We start from the raw sequence: 20073 nt of genomic DNA on the forward strand, positions 1-20073 counted from the left end.
TTATTGATAATTAAATACATAGATTTTTCGACTTCGCTCAAAATGACATCCAAACCTACTTTTCAGACAGCCTCTTTCTTTTTGAACTATATTTGCATAAAAAATACATTTTGAGCATCATCCTTAACATAGAAACTTCCACAAAAAATTGTTCTGTAAGTATTGCTAAAAACGGAGAAATTTTAGCAATTAAAGAATTAAATAATGGCAAGTACTCACATGCAGAAGTTTTACATCCATTTATTGTTGATGTTTTAAAAGAAGCAAATTTAAAAACTGAAGCTATAGATGCAGTAGCTGTAAGTAAAGGACCGGGTTCTTATACAGGATTAAGAATAGGAGTTTCTGCAGCTAAGGGTTTGTGTTTTGCTTTTGATAAACCTTTAATTGCTATAGATACGTTAACAGCATTATCTCATGCTATTGCTATAGATAAAGGTATTATCATTCCAATGATTGATGCTAGAAGAATGGAAGTTTATGCAGCAGTTTACAATCAAAATCATCAACAAATAAGAGAAATTAAAGCAGAAATTATCGATGAAAGCTCTTTTGCTGATTATCTAGAAAAGGATAAAGTTTATTTTTTAGGTGATGGTTCTACGAAGTGTAAACCAATTGTAAATCATAAAAATGCTGTTTTTGTTGATGATAAATTTCCATCAGCAAAACAAATGGCAATTTTATCTTTTGATAAATACAAAAAAAGCGACACCGAGAATGTCGCTTATTTTGAACCATTTTATTTAAAAGATTTTGTAGTGATTCCTGAAAAGAAGAAAAAACCTACTTTTTAATCTACTCAGATTTATTAATGTTAACTCTATGAGGATAAGGTATATCTATACCAGCAGCATCTAGAGCTTCTTTGGTTTGCTCAATTAAATCAAACTTTACATTCCAATAATCTTCCTTTTTTACCCAAACTCTTGTAAAAAAGTTAATTGAGCTATCTGCCAATTCAGATAGATTTACTGCTGGAGCAGGTTCTTTTAAAATAGATGGATGTGCATTTATTACACTAAATATTACTTCTTTAGTTTCTTTAATGTTAGAATCGTAACCAACACCAAAAGTTATGTCTAAACGTCTAGTATCTTCTGTGCTAAAATTAACAATATTGCCATTAGAAAGTGATCCATTTGGTATAATAATTTCTTTATTATCGGGTGTATTTAGTTTTGTTGTAAAAATTTGAATTTCTTTTACAGTACCGCTTTCTCCTTGAGCTTGTATATAGTCTCCAATTTTAAAAGGTTTAAAAATCATAATTAAAACTCCACCTGCAAAATTACCTAAAGATCCTTGTAGCGCTAAACCAACAGCTAAACCAGCAGAGGCAATAATAGCAGCAAACGACGTAGTTTCTATGCCTAATAACGATATTACTGTAATAAAAAGCAGAACTTTTAAAACCCAATTGATAAGGTTTCCTAAAAATCTTTGAAGCGTAACATCTACACCTTTTTTTGTCATTATTTTTTTAGATGATTTAGTAATGACTTTAACCAAGTATAAACCAATAATGAGTATTAGTAAAGCTGTTATCACTTTTGGGGTGTATAAAACCAAAAGATCTATTGCTGATTCCATGTATTTATCCATCATATAATTTGCTAAAATTAGCCACAAAAATAATAGTTTTAAATAGAAGTGTAAAATGATTTGCTAGATTAATAGTGTTGAAATGATACCAAATATTGCAGGTAAAGATTGAATGTAAAATATTCTTATTTTTTTTGTTGAATAACCGCCATAGATTCCAGCAGTAAAAACACATGATAAAAAGAATATTGTAACCTCTGCATTACTTGTAATTAATGACCAAATTAATCCAACAGCTAAAAAACCGTTGTATAAACCTTGATTTGCTGCCATCACTTTAGTTTGCTCAGCAAATTCTTTATTCTTTAATCCAAATGTTTTAATACCTGTTTTAGTGGTCCAAAGCACCATTTCTAAGTAAACGATATACATATGAATGATAATAACGAGTAATGTAAAAGAGATGGCTAGATATTTCATAAAAGAAAAGTGAAAGATAAAATATAGGTTAGTTAGCGTATAACTTGTATTATATCAGGTTGTTATATTTTTTGATCAGAGTAAATATACTTCATTGTCAATAAATAAATCATCTTAAATTTAGTTTCAATGTTAAATTAATGTTACCAAAACATTGGTAAAATGTAAATAAATATGTATATTTGTAAAGTAAATGTAAACCTTAAAATTAAACGATTATGAGAAAAATAATTTCACTTGTTATCTTAAGCTTAACTATAGCTGGATATGCGCAGGAAAATGAACCAACTTTTAAGGCTGAAAAAGATTTAGTAAAAGCTACTTATTACTACGAAGATGGATCTATCAAAACTCAGGGTTTTTTTAAAGATAAAAAATTAACTGGAGAATGGGTTCGTTTTGATAAATCTGGCAACAAAATTCAAATTGGTAATTATGACAATGGTAAGAAAGTAGGAAAATGGTTTTTTTGGGCCAAAGAGTCTTTAAAAGAAGTTAACTACCAAGATAATGCTGTAGCTTCGGTAAATATCTGGAAGTCAGAATCTAAAATAGCACTTAATAACGATTAAATAAAAGTTCAATGTTATTTAAATGAAATCCATTAGAGAATATCTTTAATGGATTTTTTTGTTAAACTTATTTGTTATGATGACCACTTGTTTGAGATAGATTTTTATTTGCTATATTGTATATAATATATAATATGAGTTATACTAAATAAAGTAATGGAGAAAAAGATACGTTGTACTTAAAGGCAAATAGAGTACATGTTGAATTACGTATAGTAAAGAACCGAAACAAAATGAACTCAAAAAACGTTTAGAATTTTCTAAACGTTTTTTGGGTTTTGACTTTATGATTAATCAATATTGTCTAACTTTTCTGTAAACTTTACAAAAAACTATAATTCTAACAATCCGTTAGTTTTAGAAACTCCAGCAGCAGATTCTTGAAGATGTGTTTTTTCAGCTTCATTTAAGTTAATTTCTACAATGCTTTCAATACCGTCTTTTCCTAATATTACAGGAACTCCTATACATAAATCTGATAAGCCATATTCACCATTTAATAAAGTAGAGCATGGGTATATTTTCTTTTGATCGCAAGCTATAGCTTGAACCAAACCAGAAACAGCAGCTCCAGGAGCATACCAAGCAGAAGTGCCTAATAAACCCGTTAAAGTAGCTCCACCAACTTTAGTATCTTGTTTCACTTGTTCTAATCTTTCTTCAGAAATAAATTCTGATACTGGAACAGAGTTTCTAGTAGCCAATCTTGTTAAAGGAACCATACCTTTATCTGAGTGACCACCAATTACCATTCCATCAACATCAGAAATTGGCGCACCTAAAGCTTCAGCTAATCGATATTTAAAACGTGCAGAATCTAAAGCACCACCCATACCAATAATTCTATTTTTAGGCAAGCCAGTTGTTTTATGCACTAAATAAGTCATGGTATCCATAGGGTTAGAAACCACAATAATAATAGTGTTTGGAGAATGCTCTATTAAATTAGAAGAAACTGTTTTTACAATTCCTGCATTAATTCCTATCAATTCTTCACGCGTCATTCCTGGTTTACGAGGAATTCCAGAAGTAATTACACAGATATCAGAACCTGCTGTTTTAGCATAATCGTTTGTGCTACCTGTAATTTTGGTGTCAAATCCGTTTAAAGACGCAGTTTGCATTAAATCCATGGCCTTACCTTCTGCATAACCTTCTTTAATGTCTAACAAAACAACTTCCGCAGCAAAGTCTTTAATAGCTATGTACTCTGCACAACTTGCACCCACTGCACCTGCACCAACAACTGTAACTTTCATATCTTTTCTATTTTTAATTTGTAATCTATTTGTGATGTAAAAATACAATTTATAAAATATTTATATATGATATAAATCATAAAAAAAGGCATCTACAACTAGATACCTTTTTTTGTTAATTTTTTAAGCTTATTTATCTTAAACTAAAAGCAATACCTGCATTTATAGTATTGTATTCTTGTAATGTATAACTTCCAAAAATTTTGAAGAATCCTAAACTAAATCTTGCACCAACAGTTGTCATAAAACCACTAGATTCAAAGTCTAAATTACCTGGAATCAGTAAAGTTTCAGAAATGGTATCATTTGGAGCTGGAAAACCTGTATCATACACACCAGTAAAAGTTCCTGACATTGAGTATGATGAGGAGCCAGAGTTGAAACCTAAACCTCCAAATACGTTAATAAATGGAAAATTTAGTGAAGCAATGGCTTGGATGGTATACGCTGATAAATCGAACTCAGCTAAAGCTGCCTGTGTTCTTATAGGACCTGTTGTAACGTCTGCAATGCTATAACTTACGGTCATATTTGTATACCCGGCTAATAATGATACATGTAAAGGGGTTTTATCTAAAGGGCCAAACCAATCTGTAATTTCTTTTTTCAATCCAACACCAAACATTTGTAAAGAACTATCATCACCATCATCACCAAAATTTAAATTGGGTAGGAATCTACCCATAACTTCAAACTTGTAAGGTAAACCCAAGCTAACCTGCAATGCTGGTGCAGGTACTCTATTTGCAGGAAGATTAACTCCTCCAGGTGCTGTAAACTGTGCATTTACATCTTGGCCTTGAATAGTTCTATTTACAGTAAAAGTTGCTTTTCCAGAATCAGAACCAGAGAAAGATGGTGTTGTATTTGAATTTGCACTTAAGCTAGAGGAGAGTCCTAAAGCAGAGATGTTAATTAGATCTTTTTCAGAAGGTATTGAAGCTCCACTTACTCCAATTGTAATGTCAAATCCTAATTTTTTATGAACTTTAGCTGTGTGATACCAGCCTGTATTCATAGCGTTTATAAAACCTTCCATTCCTGGTGCAAAATAAGCTTGTAACAGTTTTTGTGAATCTTCTGTATCTGCAAGAAGAATGTTTTCGAAACCGTCTTGCGCTCTTAGATTGATTGATAAAGCGAATACAGTTATAAGAAATATAATAGCTTTCTTCATATCGTAGTTGTTTGGTTAATAATTAATTAAATTTAGTTTTTATTTCTACTAATATAAAAAAAAATACACATTTCTTTTAGGAAATGTGTATGATTAGTTCTTAATAGAGTGTATTATACATCAATATTTGCATATTTTGCATTACGTTCTATAAAATCTCTACGTGGTGGAACTTCATCGCCCATTAACATAGAAAAAATACGATCAGCTTCTGTCATACTATCAATGGTTACTTGACGTAAAGTTCTAAATTCTGGGTTCATAGTAGTATCCCATAGTTGTTCGGCATTCATCTCTCCTAAACCTTTATACCTTTGTATATTTACATTTCCACCCAATCTTTGCGCTATTACATCGCGTTGATTGTCATCCCAAGCATATTCTCTTTTTTGTCCTTTTTTCACTAAATATAGTGGAGGTGTAGCAATATAAATATAGCCTTGCTCAATCATCTCTCTCATATATCTAAAGAAAAACGTTAAAATTAAGGTGGCAATGTGAGAACCATCAACATCGGCATCACACATAATTACTACCTTATGGTAACGTACTTTAGTTAAGTTTAAGGCTCTTGGATCTTCTTCTGTACCAATAGAAACTCCTAAAGCTGTAAACATATTCTTAATCTCTTCATTCTCGAAAACCTTGTGTTGCATCGCTTTTTCAACATTTAAGATTTTTCCACGAAGCGGAAGAATTGCTTGAAAGTTTCTGTCTCTACCTTGTTTAGCGGTTCCGCCTGCAGAATCTCCCTCAACTAAGAAAATTTCACATTGTGCAGGATCTGTTTCAGAACAGTCAGATAATTTACCAGGCAAACCACCAATACTCATTACAGTTTTACGTTGCACCATTTCACGCGCCTTACGTGCTGCATGCCTAGCTTGAGCCGCTAAAATTACTTTCTGAACAATGGTTTTTGCGTCATTTGGGTTTTCTTCTAAATAATCAGTCAGCATTTCTGAAACTGCCTGAGAAACAGCAGAACTTACTTCTCTATTTCCTAATTTTGTTTTGGTTTGTCCTTCAAATTGAGGTTCTTGTACTTTTACAGAAACAATTGCGGTTAAACCTTCACGAAAATCATCACCAGCAATATCAAATTTTACATTTTTTAGTAAACCAGATTCATCTGCATATTTTTTTAAAGTATAAGTTAAACCACGTCTAAAACCAGATAAATGTGTTCCACCTTCGTGCGTATTGATATTATTTACATAAGAATGTAAATTCTCTGAGTACGAAGTGTTGTAGACCATAGCAACTTCTACAGGAATACCATTTTTTTCGCCTTCCATTGCAATAACACCTGCAGTTAATTGCTCTCTTGTTGAATCTAAATATTTTACAAACTCAGATAAACCTTCGTTAGAGAAAAAGGTTTCAGAGATATAATTGCCTTCGTCATCTGTTCTTCTTTTATCTGTAAGCGTAATTTTTACACCTTTATTTAAGTAAGATAACTCGCGCATTCTATTGGCAAGTGTTTCGTAATTGTACTCAGTGGTTTGCTGAAAAATAGATTTATCTGGTAAAAAAGTAACTATGGTACCTGTAAAATCTGTTTCTCCAATAGTTTTAACAGGATACAGTGTTTTACCTTTTTGGTACTCTTGTTGCCAAATTTTACCTTCTTTATGAACTGTTGCTGTTAAATGGTCTGATAAAGCGTTTACACAACTTACACCAACACCATGTAAACCTCCAGAAACTTTATAAGAATCTTTATCAAATTTACCACCAGCACCAATTTTTGTCATTACAACTTGTAATGCAGAAACACCTTCTTTTTTATGAATGCCAACAGGAATTCCACGACCATTGTCTTTAGTGGTAATAGAATTATCTTCATTAATAGTAACTTCTATAGCATCACAATGGCCACCCATTGCTTCATCAATAGAGTTGTCTACAACCTCGTAAACTAAATGATGTAAACCGCGAATACCAACATCTCCAATATACATTGATGGACGCATTCTTACGTGTTCCATTCCTTCTAGTGCCTGAATACTGGAGGCATCATAATTATGTTTTTTTTCGTCACTCATTTTATATGATTAAATTATAATTTTGATTGAAAATTGCATCAAGTGCAACCATCAAATATAAGAGAAAAATAGTACTTTTTGACTTGTTTTGTTGATAAAAATAGAAAATGTTAATAAGTATAAAAGTGTCTTAAAACGATTAAAAAGCATCTTAAAATTGATGTTGATAAAAATTATGCTGTTTTTTTTTAATTAAAATCGCAAAATGCGTTATAACTATAGTTTTAAATTTCAAAATTGTAGCAACTACATCGATTTAGCATTAATTTTAGGTAAAAAAAGTAGAATTTTTATGATGTTTATCACGTTTTAACGACATTGTAACTCCTAATTTTGCCTTGTTATTCATAAAAATAATAAAATGAAACATATTAAAAAATGGTTATTACTGGTAGTTTTATTCGCTTCAATCGTTTTAAATAGTCAAGAAAAAACGAAGTTTAAACCAGAAATTAAATGGAATATTAGAGCACAATTATGGATGCGTTATTCTGATTTAAATGAGGGTTCTCTTATTCAAAATGAACCTACTTCTGAATTTTATGATATATCAATTCGTAGATTACGTATTCCAATTTATTCTCAAATAACACCCAAAATATTTCTTTATGCAATTTTGGGTGGCAATAATTTTAATTTTAAAAAGAAAGATATTTCTCTTGAAATATTAGACCTTTATGCAGAATATTCGTTTGCTAAATTTTTTGAAGTTGGTTTTGGAAAATCGGGCTGGCAAGGGTTGAGTCGTTGGAACATTCGTTCTAATAAAACTTTAATGGGGCTTGACTCTCCTTTATTTCCGTTAAATTCAGTCGAGAAAAACGACGATATTGGTCGTTTATTTGGTGCTTGGATTAAAGGACAAGCTGGTAAGTTTGATTATAGATTAGCATTTAATAGGCCTTTTTTAGTGTCTGTTGTTCCTAATGGAGAGGTTAATTTTGCGAATAATATGCCTAGAGTAAAAACATCTACTTATGTGAAATATCAATTTTTTGAACACGAATCAAATAAATCTGCTTATCAAGTTGGTACTTACGTTCAACATAAAAAAGTGTTTAATATAGGTATTGGATATCAATTTCAAAGCAAAGCAATGAGTGATGGTGATGCGATGTTGGCAAGTACTAATTTTTATGATATGGAACATTGGGCAGTAGATTCGTTCTTAAACTTACCTTTGTCTAATGATGATGCAATTACCGCGTATTTAGGGTATTATGATTATGATTTTGGGAATAATTATATTAGAAATGTTGGAGCCAATAACCCTACAAGTGGGGGAGGTGTAGATTTTAATGGTGCAGGAGTAGCTTTTCCGATGATAGGAACAGGAACAACCTGGTACATGCAGTTTGGGTATGCCTTTAAAGAAACAAAAATATTAGGAGATGATTATGTTATTCAGCCAAATGTGGCAATTCAAACCTCAAATTGGGATGCTTTAAATGATCAAATGACCGTATATGATTTTACCGTTAATTTTTTGATGAATGGAAGTCATTCTAATAAGGTTAGTTTAGGTTATCAACACAGACCCATTTTTGATGCTACTACAATTCAACAAAAAGGATATAAAGGAATGGCTGTTTTACAATATCAGGTATCTTTAAAATAATTTTAAAAAAAAATCCTGCGTAAAGCAGGATTTTTTTTGTTTATAAATTCGATAAAATCAATAATCTATCTCATAATCTTTACATTCATTTCTTCTACTTTTTTATCAGAAAGAATTGATGGTGCATTAAATAATAAATCTTCTGATGTTCCCGTTTTTGGGAAAGCCATTACTTCTCTAATAGAAGCTTTCTTTTCTAAAATCATCATTAAACGATCTACTCCCCAAGCAATTCCTCCATGAGGTGGTGCTCCATATTGAAACGCTTTGTACATGGTTCCTACACTTTTCATCATTTCTTCTTTGTTATAACCCATATTTTTATAGGTTGCTTCCAAAATTTCTGCTTTATGTGCACGAACTGAACCTCCACCAATTTCGTAACCATTTAAGATTAAATCGTATTGTTGTGCGATTATGGTTCCAATTTCATCATCTTTACCATTCATGTGTTTTTCTAAATCGTAAACAGCTGGCATAGAAAAAGGATTGTGTGTAAACGTCCATCTGCCTTCATCTGTTTTTTCAAACATTGGGAAATCTACAACCCAAGCTGGTCTTAATTCCTTAGGATTTATCAACTTTAAGATTCTTCCCATTTCTTGACGAACAGCATCTAAGGCTTTGTTTGCTGTAGCATAATCTGCTGCAGAGAAAAATACGATATCTCCAATTTGAGCATCAGTTGCTTTTATGATATTTGCTGCAATTTCTTCGCCTAAAAATTTAATAATTGGCGACTGCAAATCATTTTCATTTACAATGATATAAGCTAAGCCTCCTAAACCATGTTGTTGAGCAATGGCAGTTAAGTTTTCTATTTGCCCTTTAGACATACGTTTGTTGCCTTGTTCTGCAGCAGAAACTTTAATACATTTTACAATTCCACCATCATCAATAGGTTTACTAAACACTTGAAAAGTGGTATCTTTTACAATGGCAGTAATATCTTGCATTTCTAAACCATAACGTAAATCTGGTCTATCACAACCATATTTATCCATGGCTTCTTTGTAGGTAATTACTTCAAAAGGACGTAAAATCCATTTTTTACCATAAATTTTCTTTACAATTTCGTTAAACATTTTGGTGTTTAAATCGATAATTTGTTGCATACTTGCATATGCCATTTCAATATCTAATTGTGTAAATTCTGGCTGACGATCTCCTCTAGAATCTTCATCTCTAAAACAACGTGCAATTTGAAAGTATTTTTCAAAACCACCTACCATTAACATCTGTTTAAATTGCTGAGGTGCTTGTGGTAGTGTGTAAAAAGAACCTACTTGTTTTCTGGTTGGTACAATAAATTCTCTTGCACCTTCATCAGTTCCTGCAGTTAAAATTGGCGTTTCTATTTCTAAAAACTCTTCTTCATCTAAAATATCACGTAGTAACTTAATTACCCTATGTCTGTTTACAATTGCTTTGCGAACATCATCATTTCTATGATCTAAAAACTTGTATTGAAAACGCACATTTTCATTGGTTTTCATGGCTCTTTTAATTTCAAAAGGCAAAGTTTTAGATAAATTTAAAATTTCTAATGTAGCTGTTTCAAGCTCAATTTTACCAGTTCTTAAACCTGAATTGTAATCGTCTTCTCTTCTCTGAACTACAACTCCAGTAACCATAATAACAGTTTCTGGTTTTAGTTTTACCAATTCATCTAAGTTCGGGAAAGTTTCTCTACTTAAACGAACTTGAAAAACTTGATTGCTAGAATCTCTTAAATCGATAAAAATTAATTCTCCATGATCTCTAACACTAGAAACCCAACCAGATAATGTTACTTCTATGTTGATAGAATCATCAGATAAATCTGATATTTTATGGGTTCTGTAGTTATCCTTAATTATTATGGGAGTTTGTTGCAACTCTTGGTTATCAGTACTTTTTTGTTGCTTTTCGTTATTTGCTTTTAGCTTTTGGTCTTTAGCTTTTGGTTGTTGACTAACAGTTAAAGGCGAATCGCTAACAGCGTTAAGAATCTCTTCACGAATCACTTTTCCAGAAGCACCTTTTCCAATAATTTTGATGACTTTACCAACTAAAATTCCAGCTTTACCTTGGTTTCCAGCTTTAATATCGTTAGCAATAGCTTCGTTTTCAGAGATTACTTTAGATACAGCATCTTTAATTTTATCTTCAGAAATGGTATTATCTTCAAAATATTTATTGTAATCGAAAGTACGATCTTTTAAATATCTTGTAATTCCATTCTGTACTAAAACAGAAGTAATTTTATCCGCTTTAAATAATTGAAAAATTTCAATCAACTGATTTACATTATGAATATTGGCATATTCATCAGCAGCAATATTATTTACCAAAGTTTTTGCCACAAAAGAAGGATCTTTTATCACATTATTAATGGCAATAAAAGTTTCAGAACGCAAAGAATCTGCCGTAAAAAACTTAGCATCTTGAGGTAAAACTCCTCCTTTTATCAGAATAGATTCAACTGCAAAAGGCAAAGAACTAATATCAACATCAATGGTTTCTACAACATTTTTGATGTTAACAAAAGGCAAATCTGGTTCAGAAATAAAACGATAATCTGCTTCGAACTCCTTTTTACGCATTGTTTTGGTTTGCTTTAAATCTGCATCAAACAAAACAGTGGTTTGGTCTGGTCTAAATTCTTTGTGTTCTATATAGTAGTTTAATTGCTTTTCTACTTCTTCTTTTAAAGCTTCAATCATAAACTTAAAAGAATTCAAGTTTTTGATTTCTGTACGAGGATTTAAATTATAGCTGTGTTTTTTTCTGAGTGATACAGAAACATCCGATTTAAATTCCCCTTTCTCCAAATTTGCTTCAGAGATTTTTAAATTTTGAACAATTCTCTGAATGTATTGTGCATAGGTTGATGCATCTTCTATATGACGAATACAAGGTTCTGTAACAATCTCAATTAACGGAACACCAGCTTTGTTAAAATCCACCAAAGAAATTTTCTTTTCGTGCATTAATTTTGCAGCATCTTCTTCAATATGAACTTGCGTTAAGTTTACCGTAAATTGCGATCCATCATTTCTAAAACAAGAAACTTGTCCATCAGGAATTACAGGATTATGAAACTGAGTAATTTGTATATTTTTAGGATTATCTGGGTATTCATAATGTTTACGATCCCAAGAAATCAACTCATTTTCGAAAGTAGATTTTACAGCTTTTCCAAAGTAAATTGCTTTGGTAATCGCTTCTTTGTTTACAGATGGTAAAACACCCATTTGTCCAGTACATACAGAACAAATATTTGTATTCGGTTGCTCTGTTTCTTTATTTGCACAAGAACAAAACAGTTTCGATTTTGTGTTTAAACGAACGTGAGTTTCTAAACCAATTACAAGTTCTAACTCGTATTTTTTTAATAAATCATTTAATTTCTCTAGCTCCATTATATCAAATCATTTAAGAAATTAGCGAATTGTAAAACGTATGCATCATTATTTTTAGCCGCTGAAATTTGCAAACCAGTTGCAGTTCCTTTTGGTATGGTTAAGGTTGGTAGTTGGCCTAAACTAAAACCAACTGTGTAAGCATCTGATAAATACATAGCCAAAGGATCGTTTAAACTATCTCCAATTTTTGGTGGAGTAGATGGTGTTACTGGCGATAATATCACATCAACTTCATTAAAATCTTTTTCAAAATTATCAGCAATTTGATCTCTTAAATTCAATCCTTTTAGATAAATTTCATCAGAAAAACCTTGCGATAAAACTTGATTTCCACCTACAATTCTACGTTTTGTTTCTTCAGAAAAATTTTCTGAACGAGTAATAGAATAGGTGTCTTTTAAATTATCACCTTCAATTCTGCTGCCATAATTTGTGCCATCTAATCTAGATAAATTAGAAGCAGTTTCTGCCATTGCTAATGTATAATACGTAGAAACTAAGGTGTCAGATTCAAAGAAATCTAGTTCTTTTACTTTTATTCCTTTGGATTTTATTTTTTCTATGGATGCTAAAAAATCAGTTTTTACTTGAGCATCAATAGCATCACTATCGATAAAGTTTTTAAAATAACCAATGGTTTTTATTTTATCAGTATTTAAAATAGTTTCTTCGGATATTTTTTCTGATTGATACGTAGTTTGATCTTTTATATCTTTACCACTCATCGCATTTAAAACAATTCTAATATCTTCGATCGATTTTGCAATTGGCCCAACACAATCTGTAGAAGATGCGTAAGCCATAATTCCAAAACGCGAAATTCTACCATAAGTTGGTTTTAAACCGTAAACATTATTGTAGCCTGCTGGCTGACGAATAGAACCTCCTGTATCTCCACCAATTGAAAAAACAGTATAATCTTTTGCTACATTTACTGCAGAACCACCACTAGAACCTCCTGAAACTAAATCAGGATTTATGGCATTTTTAACAGCACCAAAAATGGTGTTTTCAGAGGATGATCCATGTCCAAAAGAATCACAATTTTCTTTTACTAACGGAATTGCACCTGCATCTAATAATTTTTGAATGGCTGTTGCTGTGTAAGCAGATTTGTAATTTTTAAGCAAATCAGAACTTGCAGTAGTGTACGTTCCTTGTACCATATAAACGTCTTTAATTCCAAATGGAATTCCTTCTAAAAGTCCGATTTCTTGTCCGCTTTCAATTTTTGCATCAACTTTTGCTGCTAAATCTAACGCCATTTTATCTAACAAAGAATTTACAGAATTGTACGCGTTAGATTTAAGTAAATCTAATTTGTCTTGTACTAACTTAGTACACGTAAATTCTTTGGCCATCAATTGTTGATGGATTTTGTGTATTTGCGATTTCATATTTATTCTTCGATCACTTTAGAAACAACTAAATAGCCGTTTTTTTCTTTCGGAAAATTTTCTAAGATGATTTGTTTTTCTGCGCTTGGGCTATCTATTACAACATCATCTCTTAAATCATCTAGAGAAACAGCATTATTATGATTATTTTGAAAAGAATTATTATTTGTAGCATTGGCATTTTTAATTACTTCAAATAATTGATTTACAGCTTCTGAGGGCTGAGCTCCTTTAATGCTAGACAATATGTCTACTGTCATAATTTTACTCATCTTAATATGCTTTTAATTAAAAAGTAAAGCCTTCCGATTTCGGAAGGCTTCATTTATATATTTCTAAACAACAACCTTCTAATCCTAGAAATTAGAATTATTGAAATTATTATTATTGTTGTTATTATTCATAATTATCACTAATTGCGGGCAAATATATACAGAATTGTTTTCTCTGCCACGTTAATTATTTAGTTTTTAAACGAAAACACCAATAATTTAATAGATAAATCATTGGTGCAGACATTAATTCAGTAAATTCAAATCAAACACTTTGTTTGGAGGTACAAATAAACAAGATTTAATTGTTTATGTAAATCAATACTATTGAATCTGTTAATAATTAATGCTTTTTGGGGTAATTTGGTTTTAAATTGTAATTTATTGGTGATTTGAACTCTGTATCTGTTTAAAGAAATAAATTCGCTAAAAAAAATTTCACAATAAATTTGTTCAACTAAAAAACCCTTTCTACATTTGTATGGTAAATGAAAAATAGTAAAAACAATACTTGGTGGTGGAACTCTCTTATCTAATAAGTGAGAAGAATCCTATATGTATAAAATATAAAAAAAGGCTTATCTCACGATAAGCCTTTTTGCTTTTTTAGTAAGCGTTGTTGCAAGAGTTTACAATAAAGTAATCTCTATTATGAATAAAAACAGGTTGCTAAAGCAAATTAAAATTAGCTTAGCAAAGACAGATAAGATAATTGAAGAATGAAAAAAATACAATTTAAAACCATCCACAAAACAAAAGTTGCAGATACCATAACTCCTGTTGGGTTGTATTTGCGCTTTAGAGATAAATATGCAAATACGCTTTTGCTAGAAAGTTCAGATTATCATAGCAAAGACGAAAGTTTTACGTTTATAGCTATTGAGCCTGTGGTTTCTATAAAAGCAGAAAATCATCATTTAAGTTTTTCGCATAATGGAGTTGAATTAGAAAATCAAGAAATTGGTAGAAACTTTAATACTATTTTCGAAAACTATAGTAAATCAATAGCTTTAGATTGCCCAGCAGCATTAAAATCATTTAATGGTTTGTATGGTTATACAGCTTACGATTCTGTTCAGTATTTCGAAAATATAGAATTATCTGTTGCTGATGCTCCTTCTGCAATTCCTTTATTACAATATAGTTTTTACAGGTTTATTATTGCTATCAATCATTTTAATGATGAAATGACTTTGATAGAAAATATAGAAGAAGGTACTGAATCTCGCATTAAAGAAATTCAGACAATTATAGATGCACAAACTTTTAACACTCAAAAATTTGATATTGTTGGTGATGAAACATCAAATGTAAAAGGAGAAGAGTTTATTGAGTATGTTAAAAAAGCAAAATCACATTGTAAAAGAGGAGACGTTTTTCAGTTGGTTTTATCTCGCCAATTTCAACAAAAATTTAAAGGTGATGAATTTAATGTATACAGAGCATTACGTTCTATAAATCCATCACCATATTTATTTTATTTCGATTATGGTTCTTTTAAATTGATGGGATCATCTCCAGAAGCACAAATTAAAATTTCTGCTGGTAAAGCAACCATCAACCCAATTGCAGGAACCTTCAGAAGAACAGGAGATATGGCTAAAGACATTCAGTTGGGTAAAAAATTATCTGCAGATAAAAAAGAAACTGCAGAACACGTTATGTTGGTAGATTTAGCACGAAACGATTTAAGTAAACATGCAGATAATGTAGAGGTTGAGGTGTTTAAAGAAGTTCAATATTTTAGTCACGTAATTCATTTAGTTTCTACGGTTTCTGGTCAATTAAAAGGAAATCCTATAGAAATTGTGGGCGATACTTTTCCTGCAGGTACTTTAAGTGGTGCACCAAAATACAAAGCTATGGAATTGATTGATACATATGAAAATCAATCTCGTGGATTTTATGGAGGTGCAGTTGGTATTATTGGTTTAGATGGTTCTGTAAATTTAGCCATTGCAATTCGTAGTTTTGTAAGTAAAAACAAGACTTTATATTACCAAGCAGGAGCAGGAATTGTAATTCATTCGGATGAAGAAAAGGAATTGCAAGAAGTAAATAATAAGTTAGCAGCGTTAAAAAAAGCGTTGATTTTAGCAGAAAATATTTAGGGCGTTTTAACGGGCTTTCATTACTCGCTTTTTTTGAGAAAAACAAAAAAGAGCTCAAACAGACCATTCAATCCCTAACGCAGATTGAGCATTTTAATAAAGATTTGTAAACAATTAAACAAATCCACAATTAAACGATTAGACAACAAAAGAATATGAAAATATTAATTTTAGATAATTACGATTCGTTTACCTATAATTTGGTACACATGGTAGAAAAAATTACAGGAAATTTCCCTGCAGTTTTTAGAAACGACGAAATCAGTATTGCAGATGTAGGCAACTACGATATCATAATGTTATCTCCAGGACCAGGAATTCCAGATGAAGCAGGAATCTTAAAAGAAGTAATTAAAACCTATGCAGGAATAAAGCCAATTTTCGGAGTTTGTTTGGGCTTGCAAGCAATCACTGAAGTTTTTGGAGGTACAATTATCAATTTAGATGATGTTTTTCACGGAGTTGCCACTGAAATGAAAGTAACAGATAAAAATGCGACTATTTTTAAAGATGTTTCAGAAACATTTTTAGCAGCACGTTATCATTCTTGGGCAGCAACAGATGAAGGTTTTCCAGAAGAATTAAAAGTAACTGCTATAGATGAAGATGGATTAATACAAGCAATTGAGCATAAAATTTTTCCAATTTCAGCGGTTCAATTTCATCCAGAATCTATTTTAACTGATGTTGGTGAGCAGTTGGTTACTAATTTTATCAACTCTGTAGAGTTGAATGCTGAACTTGATTCAGCATCTAAATAAAAAGATACTGAAATAAATTCAGCATAAAATGAAATCAATTTTAAACAAATTATACAATCACGAAAGATTATCCAAAGCTGAAGCAAAACAAATCTTAACAGATATTGCAGCAGAGAAATATAATGATGCGCATTTGGCTTCATTTATGACGGTTTTTATGATGCGCCCAATTACAGTTGATGAACTTTCTGGATTTAGAAACGCCTTAAAAGAATTGGCTATAAAAGTCGATTTTTCTGATTACAATACCATTGATATTGTTGGTACAGGTGGAGATGGAAAAGACACCTTTAATATATCAACTTTAACCTCTTTTATTGTTGCAGGTACAGGACAAAAAGTAGCAAAACACGGTAATTATTCTGTGTCTTCACAATCTGGATCTTCAGATATGTTAGAGAGTTTTGGTTACAATTTTACCAATGATGAAAACATTTTAAAAACGCATTTAGAAAAAGCGAATATTTGTTTTTTACATGCGCCAAAATTTCATCCAGCAATGAAAGCGGTTGGGCCAACTAGAAAGGCATTAAAATTAAAAACATTCTTTAATATGTTAGGGCCTTTGGTAAATCCGAGTTCGCCAAAAAACCATATGTTGGGTACTTTTAATTTAGAGGTTGCACGTTTGTATAATTACATTTTGCAAGAAGATTCAACTATCAATTACGGAATTATTCACGCCTTAGATGGTTATGATGAAATTTCGTTGACTAGCGGATTTAAATTGTTTACTAAAAACGGAGAGCAATTGATAAATCCTGAAGATTTAGGTCAGAAAAGAATACAACAATCAGAAATATTTGGTGGAAATTCTGTGGATGATGCAGCAAAGATTTTTAAGTCTATTTTAGACGGAAATGGAACTGATGCTCAAAATAATGTTGTTTTAACAAATGCAGCGTTTGCATTAACAATTGTTGATGAAAACAAGTCTTTTGAAACTGCATTTACAGAAGCTAAAGATTCGCTATTTGGCTTAAAAGCCAGACAGACATTAGAAAAATTAGTAAGTTTATAAAATGAAAAAGTTCTCGATACAATTTTCTCAAAAAAAATCGAAAATCACTCGAACTGACATACGTACTGTCGTATTGAGTTAATTTGAGAAGAATGAACAAATTAGTATCGAGCTGTTTTAATAAAAAGTAATAATGACAAAAAAGAAAAACAATATTATTCTAATTATTCCTGCATTTTTGTTGATAGGAACAGCGATAGGAATACAAACCAAAGATCTTTTTAAACAAATGAGTATTGGTTTAATAGTAGGTGTAATTGTTTACTTTTTTTTAAGGAATAGAAATAAGAAATTGAATAGCTAATAATTACGAATTCTTAATTACGAGTGATGAAAAAACACAACATTATACAGATAAAAAGCTATGATTTCGCTGTTAGAGTTGTTAAGTTGTATAAACATTTATCACAAGAAAAGAAAGAGTTTGTATTAAGTAAACAATTATTACGTTCAGGCACTTCAATAGGAGCTAATGTAGAAGAAGCTATTGGAGGGCAAAGTAGAAAAGACTTTTTTGCTAAATTAACAATAGCATATAAAGAAGCACGTGAATCTCATTATTGGATTCGTTTATTAAAAGATACTGACTTCTTGTCTGAAAAAGAATCAGCATCATTATTGACAGATATTGAAGAAATTTTAAAAATTATCGGAAGTATTCAAAAGACAATTCGTAATTCATAATTAAAAATTTGTAATTATTAAAATGACAATTTTAGATAAAATAATCGCATTTAAAAAGAAAGAAATTGCTAAAATAAAAGCAGAAGTTCCTGTTAAAAAATTAGTAGAAAGTCCTAGTTTTGATAGAACACCTTTTTCATTAAAAAAAGCTTTGTTAGAAGTGGGTTCAACAGGTATTATTGCCGAGTTTAAACGCCAATCTCCATCCAAAGGAACTATTAATGATAAAGCAACAATCACAGAAGTAACCAATGGTTATTTAGATGCAAATGTTGCTGCTCAATCCATTTTAACAGATACTTCTTTTTTTGGAGGAACTATGGCAGATTTAATGGAAGCTAGAACAATTAATCAACAAAAACCAATTTTAAGAAAAGACTTTGTAGTGGATGGTTTTCAAATTGTAGAAGCTAAAGCCATTGGTGCAGATGTAATTTTATTAATTGCATCTTGTTTAACATCAGCAGAGTTAAAAAACTATGGAAATCTTGCTACAGATTTGGGTTTAAGTGTTTTATATGAAGTGCATACGCAAGAAGATTTAGATAAAATTAATGATTTAGATAACAAAATTATCGGAATCAATAACAGAAATTTAAAAACGTTTGAGGTTGATTTAGAGCACTCTATAAAATTAGCAAATCAAATTCCTGATACTTGTATTAAGGTTTCAGAAAGCGGAATTTCTGATCCAAAAATTATAACTGGGTTAAAAGAATTTGGTTTTCAAGGGTTTTTAATTGGCGAGAGTTTTATGGCTGCAGAAAATCCTGGAGAAGCTTGTCAAGAATTCATCAGTCAAATTAGGTAGAAAAAGCCCATCCTAACCTTCCCAAAGGGAAGGAACTCTCACTGTTGAGAAAAAGAAAATAATATAATTAAGAGATTTGAAAATATGAATCAGAATAAACCGCAAAGTAATTCACACGTGTTCCCCTTTGGGGAAACAGGGGCTCTGAAATTAAAGGTTTGCGGAATGAAATACATAGAAAATATTCAGCAAGTTGCTGAATTAAATCCTGATTATTTAGGGTTTATTTTCTATGAAAAATCCAAAAGAAATTTTGAAGGTATTATTCCAGAATTTTCAAATTCAATAAAAAAAACAGGTGTTTTTGTTAATGAATATAGAGAGATTGTTATTTCTTTGGTAGAAGAATATAGATTAGATGCTATTCAATTACATGGTGATGAATCTGTAGAATATATTATCGAATTAAAGAAACAATTAGCAGAAAACAGAGCTTTGTTTATCGAAGAAAATAAGCAAATTAAAAAGAAGAAAAATCAACATTATATCTCTAAAAATGAAATTGAAATCATTAAAGTTTTCGGAATTAAAGATGAATTTAATTTTGATGTTTTACAGCCTTATTTAGAAGTTGTCGATTATTTTTTATTCGATACAAAAGGAAAAGAAAGAGGAGGAAATGGAACAAAATTTGATTGGTCTGTTTTAGAAAAATATCCTTATGATAAGCCTTTCTTTTTGAGTGGTGGAATTGGTCCAGAAGATATAGAACAAATCCAAATAGTAAGAAAAACAAATTTACCCATTTATGCGTTAGATGTAAATAGTAAATTTGAAATTGAGCCAGGATTAAAAAAAATTAAGGAATTAGAAAAATTTAAAGCAACTGTCATTTCGAACGAAATGTAATGAAGTTGAGAAATCTAAAGTTAAAATATTTTGAGATTTCTCCATAAAGTGGAAATGA

The 20073-nt window shown here is 30.9% G+C and carries 18 protein-coding genes; 10 read left to right on the plus strand and 8 right to left on the minus strand.

Annotation, left to right across the window (positions count from 1 at the left end):
- Positions 1-110: 110 nt before the first annotated feature.
- Positions 111-797 carry a tRNA (adenosine(37)-N6)-threonylcarbamoyltransferase complex dimerization subunit type 1 TsaB gene (tsaB, locus tag ACW9UN_RS01180; RefSeq protein ID WP_459483152.1) on the plus strand — a complete coding sequence of 229 codons (687 nt, stop codon included), beginning with the start codon at positions 111-113 and terminating at the stop codon, positions 795-797.
- Position 798: 1 nt separating this feature from the next.
- Here the strand turns inward: tsaB and ACW9UN_RS01185 are convergent, their stop codons facing one another.
- Together ACW9UN_RS01185 and ACW9UN_RS01190 are read right to left on the minus strand one after the other, a co-directional pair.
- Positions 799-1593: a mechanosensitive ion channel family protein gene (locus tag ACW9UN_RS01185; RefSeq protein ID WP_459483153.1), complete on the minus strand. Its 795-nt coding sequence runs from the start codon at positions 1591-1593 to the stop codon at positions 799-801.
- Between the two features lie 75 nt (positions 1594-1668).
- Positions 1669-2025, minus strand: a complete 357-nt coding sequence (locus ACW9UN_RS01190; protein WP_459483154.1) for a DUF1304 domain-containing protein — start codon at positions 2023-2025, stop codon at positions 1669-1671.
- Between the two features lie 218 nt (positions 2026-2243).
- Between ACW9UN_RS01190 and ACW9UN_RS01195 the strand changes: the two genes are divergently transcribed.
- Positions 2244-2597 (plus strand): toxin-antitoxin system YwqK family antitoxin, encoded by a 354-nt coding sequence (locus tag ACW9UN_RS01195; protein ID WP_459483155.1) that lies wholly within the window; start codon positions 2244-2246, stop codon positions 2595-2597.
- Between the two features lie 332 nt (positions 2598-2929).
- On the opposite strand, the gene mdh is transcribed toward ACW9UN_RS01195, so the two are convergent.
- The 3 genes from mdh to gyrB form a co-directional block, all read right to left on the minus strand.
- Positions 2930-3856 carry a malate dehydrogenase gene (gene mdh / locus ACW9UN_RS01200; protein ID WP_459483156.1) on the minus strand — a complete coding sequence of 309 codons (927 nt, stop codon included), beginning with the start codon at positions 3854-3856 and terminating at the stop codon, positions 2930-2932.
- 133 nt (positions 3857-3989) lie between these two features.
- A complete protein-coding gene (locus ACW9UN_RS01205) occupies positions 3990-5033 on the minus strand; it encodes a DUF6588 family protein (RefSeq protein ID WP_459483157.1) in 1044 nt (347 codons plus the stop codon).
- A 113-nt stretch (positions 5034-5146) separates the two neighbouring features.
- Positions 5147-7084: a DNA topoisomerase (ATP-hydrolyzing) subunit B gene (gene gyrB, locus ACW9UN_RS01210; RefSeq protein ID WP_459483158.1), complete on the minus strand. Its 1938-nt coding sequence runs from the start codon at positions 7082-7084 to the stop codon at positions 5147-5149.
- A gap of 361 nt (positions 7085-7445) precedes the next feature.
- On the opposite strand from gyrB, the gene ACW9UN_RS01215 reads away from it, so the two are divergent.
- Positions 7446-8702 carry a porin gene (locus ACW9UN_RS01215; protein ID WP_459483159.1) on the plus strand — a complete coding sequence of 419 codons (1257 nt, stop codon included), beginning with the start codon at positions 7446-7448 and terminating at the stop codon, positions 8700-8702.
- Positions 8703-8767: 65 nt separating this feature from the next.
- Here the strand turns inward: ACW9UN_RS01215 and gatB/aspS are convergent, their stop codons facing one another.
- From gatB/aspS to ACW9UN_RS01230, 3 genes are read right to left on the minus strand one after another with little or no spacing between them, the layout of a single operon-like run.
- Positions 8768-12106 (minus strand): bifunctional amidotransferase subunit GatB/aspartate--tRNA ligase AspS, encoded by a 3339-nt coding sequence (gene gatB/aspS / locus ACW9UN_RS01220; protein ID WP_459483160.1) that lies wholly within the window; start codon positions 12104-12106, stop codon positions 8768-8770.
- A complete protein-coding gene (locus tag ACW9UN_RS01225; protein WP_459483161.1) occupies positions 12106-13506 on the minus strand; it encodes an amidase family protein in 1401 nt (466 codons plus the stop codon). Before ACW9UN_RS01225 ends, gatB/aspS begins: the two co-directional genes overlap by 1 nt.
- Before the next feature lie 2 nt (positions 13507-13508).
- Entirely contained in the window at positions 13509-13778 is a 270-nt protein-coding gene (locus tag ACW9UN_RS01230; RefSeq protein ID WP_459483162.1) for a hypothetical protein, read from the minus strand.
- A gap of 719 nt (positions 13779-14497) precedes the next feature.
- Between ACW9UN_RS01230 and ACW9UN_RS01235 the strand changes: the two genes are divergently transcribed.
- The 7 genes from ACW9UN_RS01235 to ACW9UN_RS01265 all read left to right on the plus strand — a co-directional run bounded on the left by ACW9UN_RS01235 (position 14498) and on the right by ACW9UN_RS01265 (position 20015).
- Positions 14498-15889, plus strand: a complete 1392-nt coding sequence (locus ACW9UN_RS01235; protein ID WP_459483163.1) for an anthranilate synthase component I family protein — start codon at positions 14498-14500, stop codon at positions 15887-15889.
- 155 nt (positions 15890-16044) lie between these two features.
- Positions 16045-16650, plus strand: coding sequence for an anthranilate synthase component II (locus tag ACW9UN_RS01240; RefSeq protein ID WP_459483164.1), 606 nt, complete (start codon positions 16045-16047; stop codon positions 16648-16650).
- A gap of 28 nt (positions 16651-16678) precedes the next feature.
- The gene (gene trpD / locus ACW9UN_RS01245; RefSeq protein WP_459483165.1) at positions 16679-17671 is read left to right on the plus strand and encodes an anthranilate phosphoribosyltransferase; all 993 of its coding nucleotides are present in this window, start codon (positions 16679-16681) and stop codon (positions 17669-17671) included.
- 133 nt (positions 17672-17804) lie between these two features.
- The gene (locus ACW9UN_RS01250) at positions 17805-17975 is read left to right on the plus strand and encodes a hypothetical protein (RefSeq protein WP_459483166.1); all 171 of its coding nucleotides are present in this window, start codon (positions 17805-17807) and stop codon (positions 17973-17975) included.
- A 26-nt stretch (positions 17976-18001) separates the two neighbouring features.
- Positions 18002-18355 (plus strand): four helix bundle protein, encoded by a 354-nt coding sequence (locus ACW9UN_RS01255; RefSeq protein WP_459483167.1) that lies wholly within the window; start codon positions 18002-18004, stop codon positions 18353-18355.
- Positions 18356-18377: 22 nt separating this feature from the next.
- Positions 18378-19166 carry an indole-3-glycerol phosphate synthase TrpC gene (gene trpC, locus ACW9UN_RS01260; RefSeq protein ID WP_459483168.1) on the plus strand — a complete coding sequence of 263 codons (789 nt, stop codon included), beginning with the start codon at positions 18378-18380 and terminating at the stop codon, positions 19164-19166.
- A 165-nt stretch (positions 19167-19331) separates the two neighbouring features.
- Complete coding sequence (locus ACW9UN_RS01265; RefSeq protein WP_459483169.1) at positions 19332-20015, plus strand: phosphoribosylanthranilate isomerase; 684 nt, start codon at positions 19332-19334, stop codon at positions 20013-20015.
- Positions 20016-20073: the final 58 nt, after the last annotated feature.

The organism is Polaribacter litoreus (genome assembly GCF_054584775.1).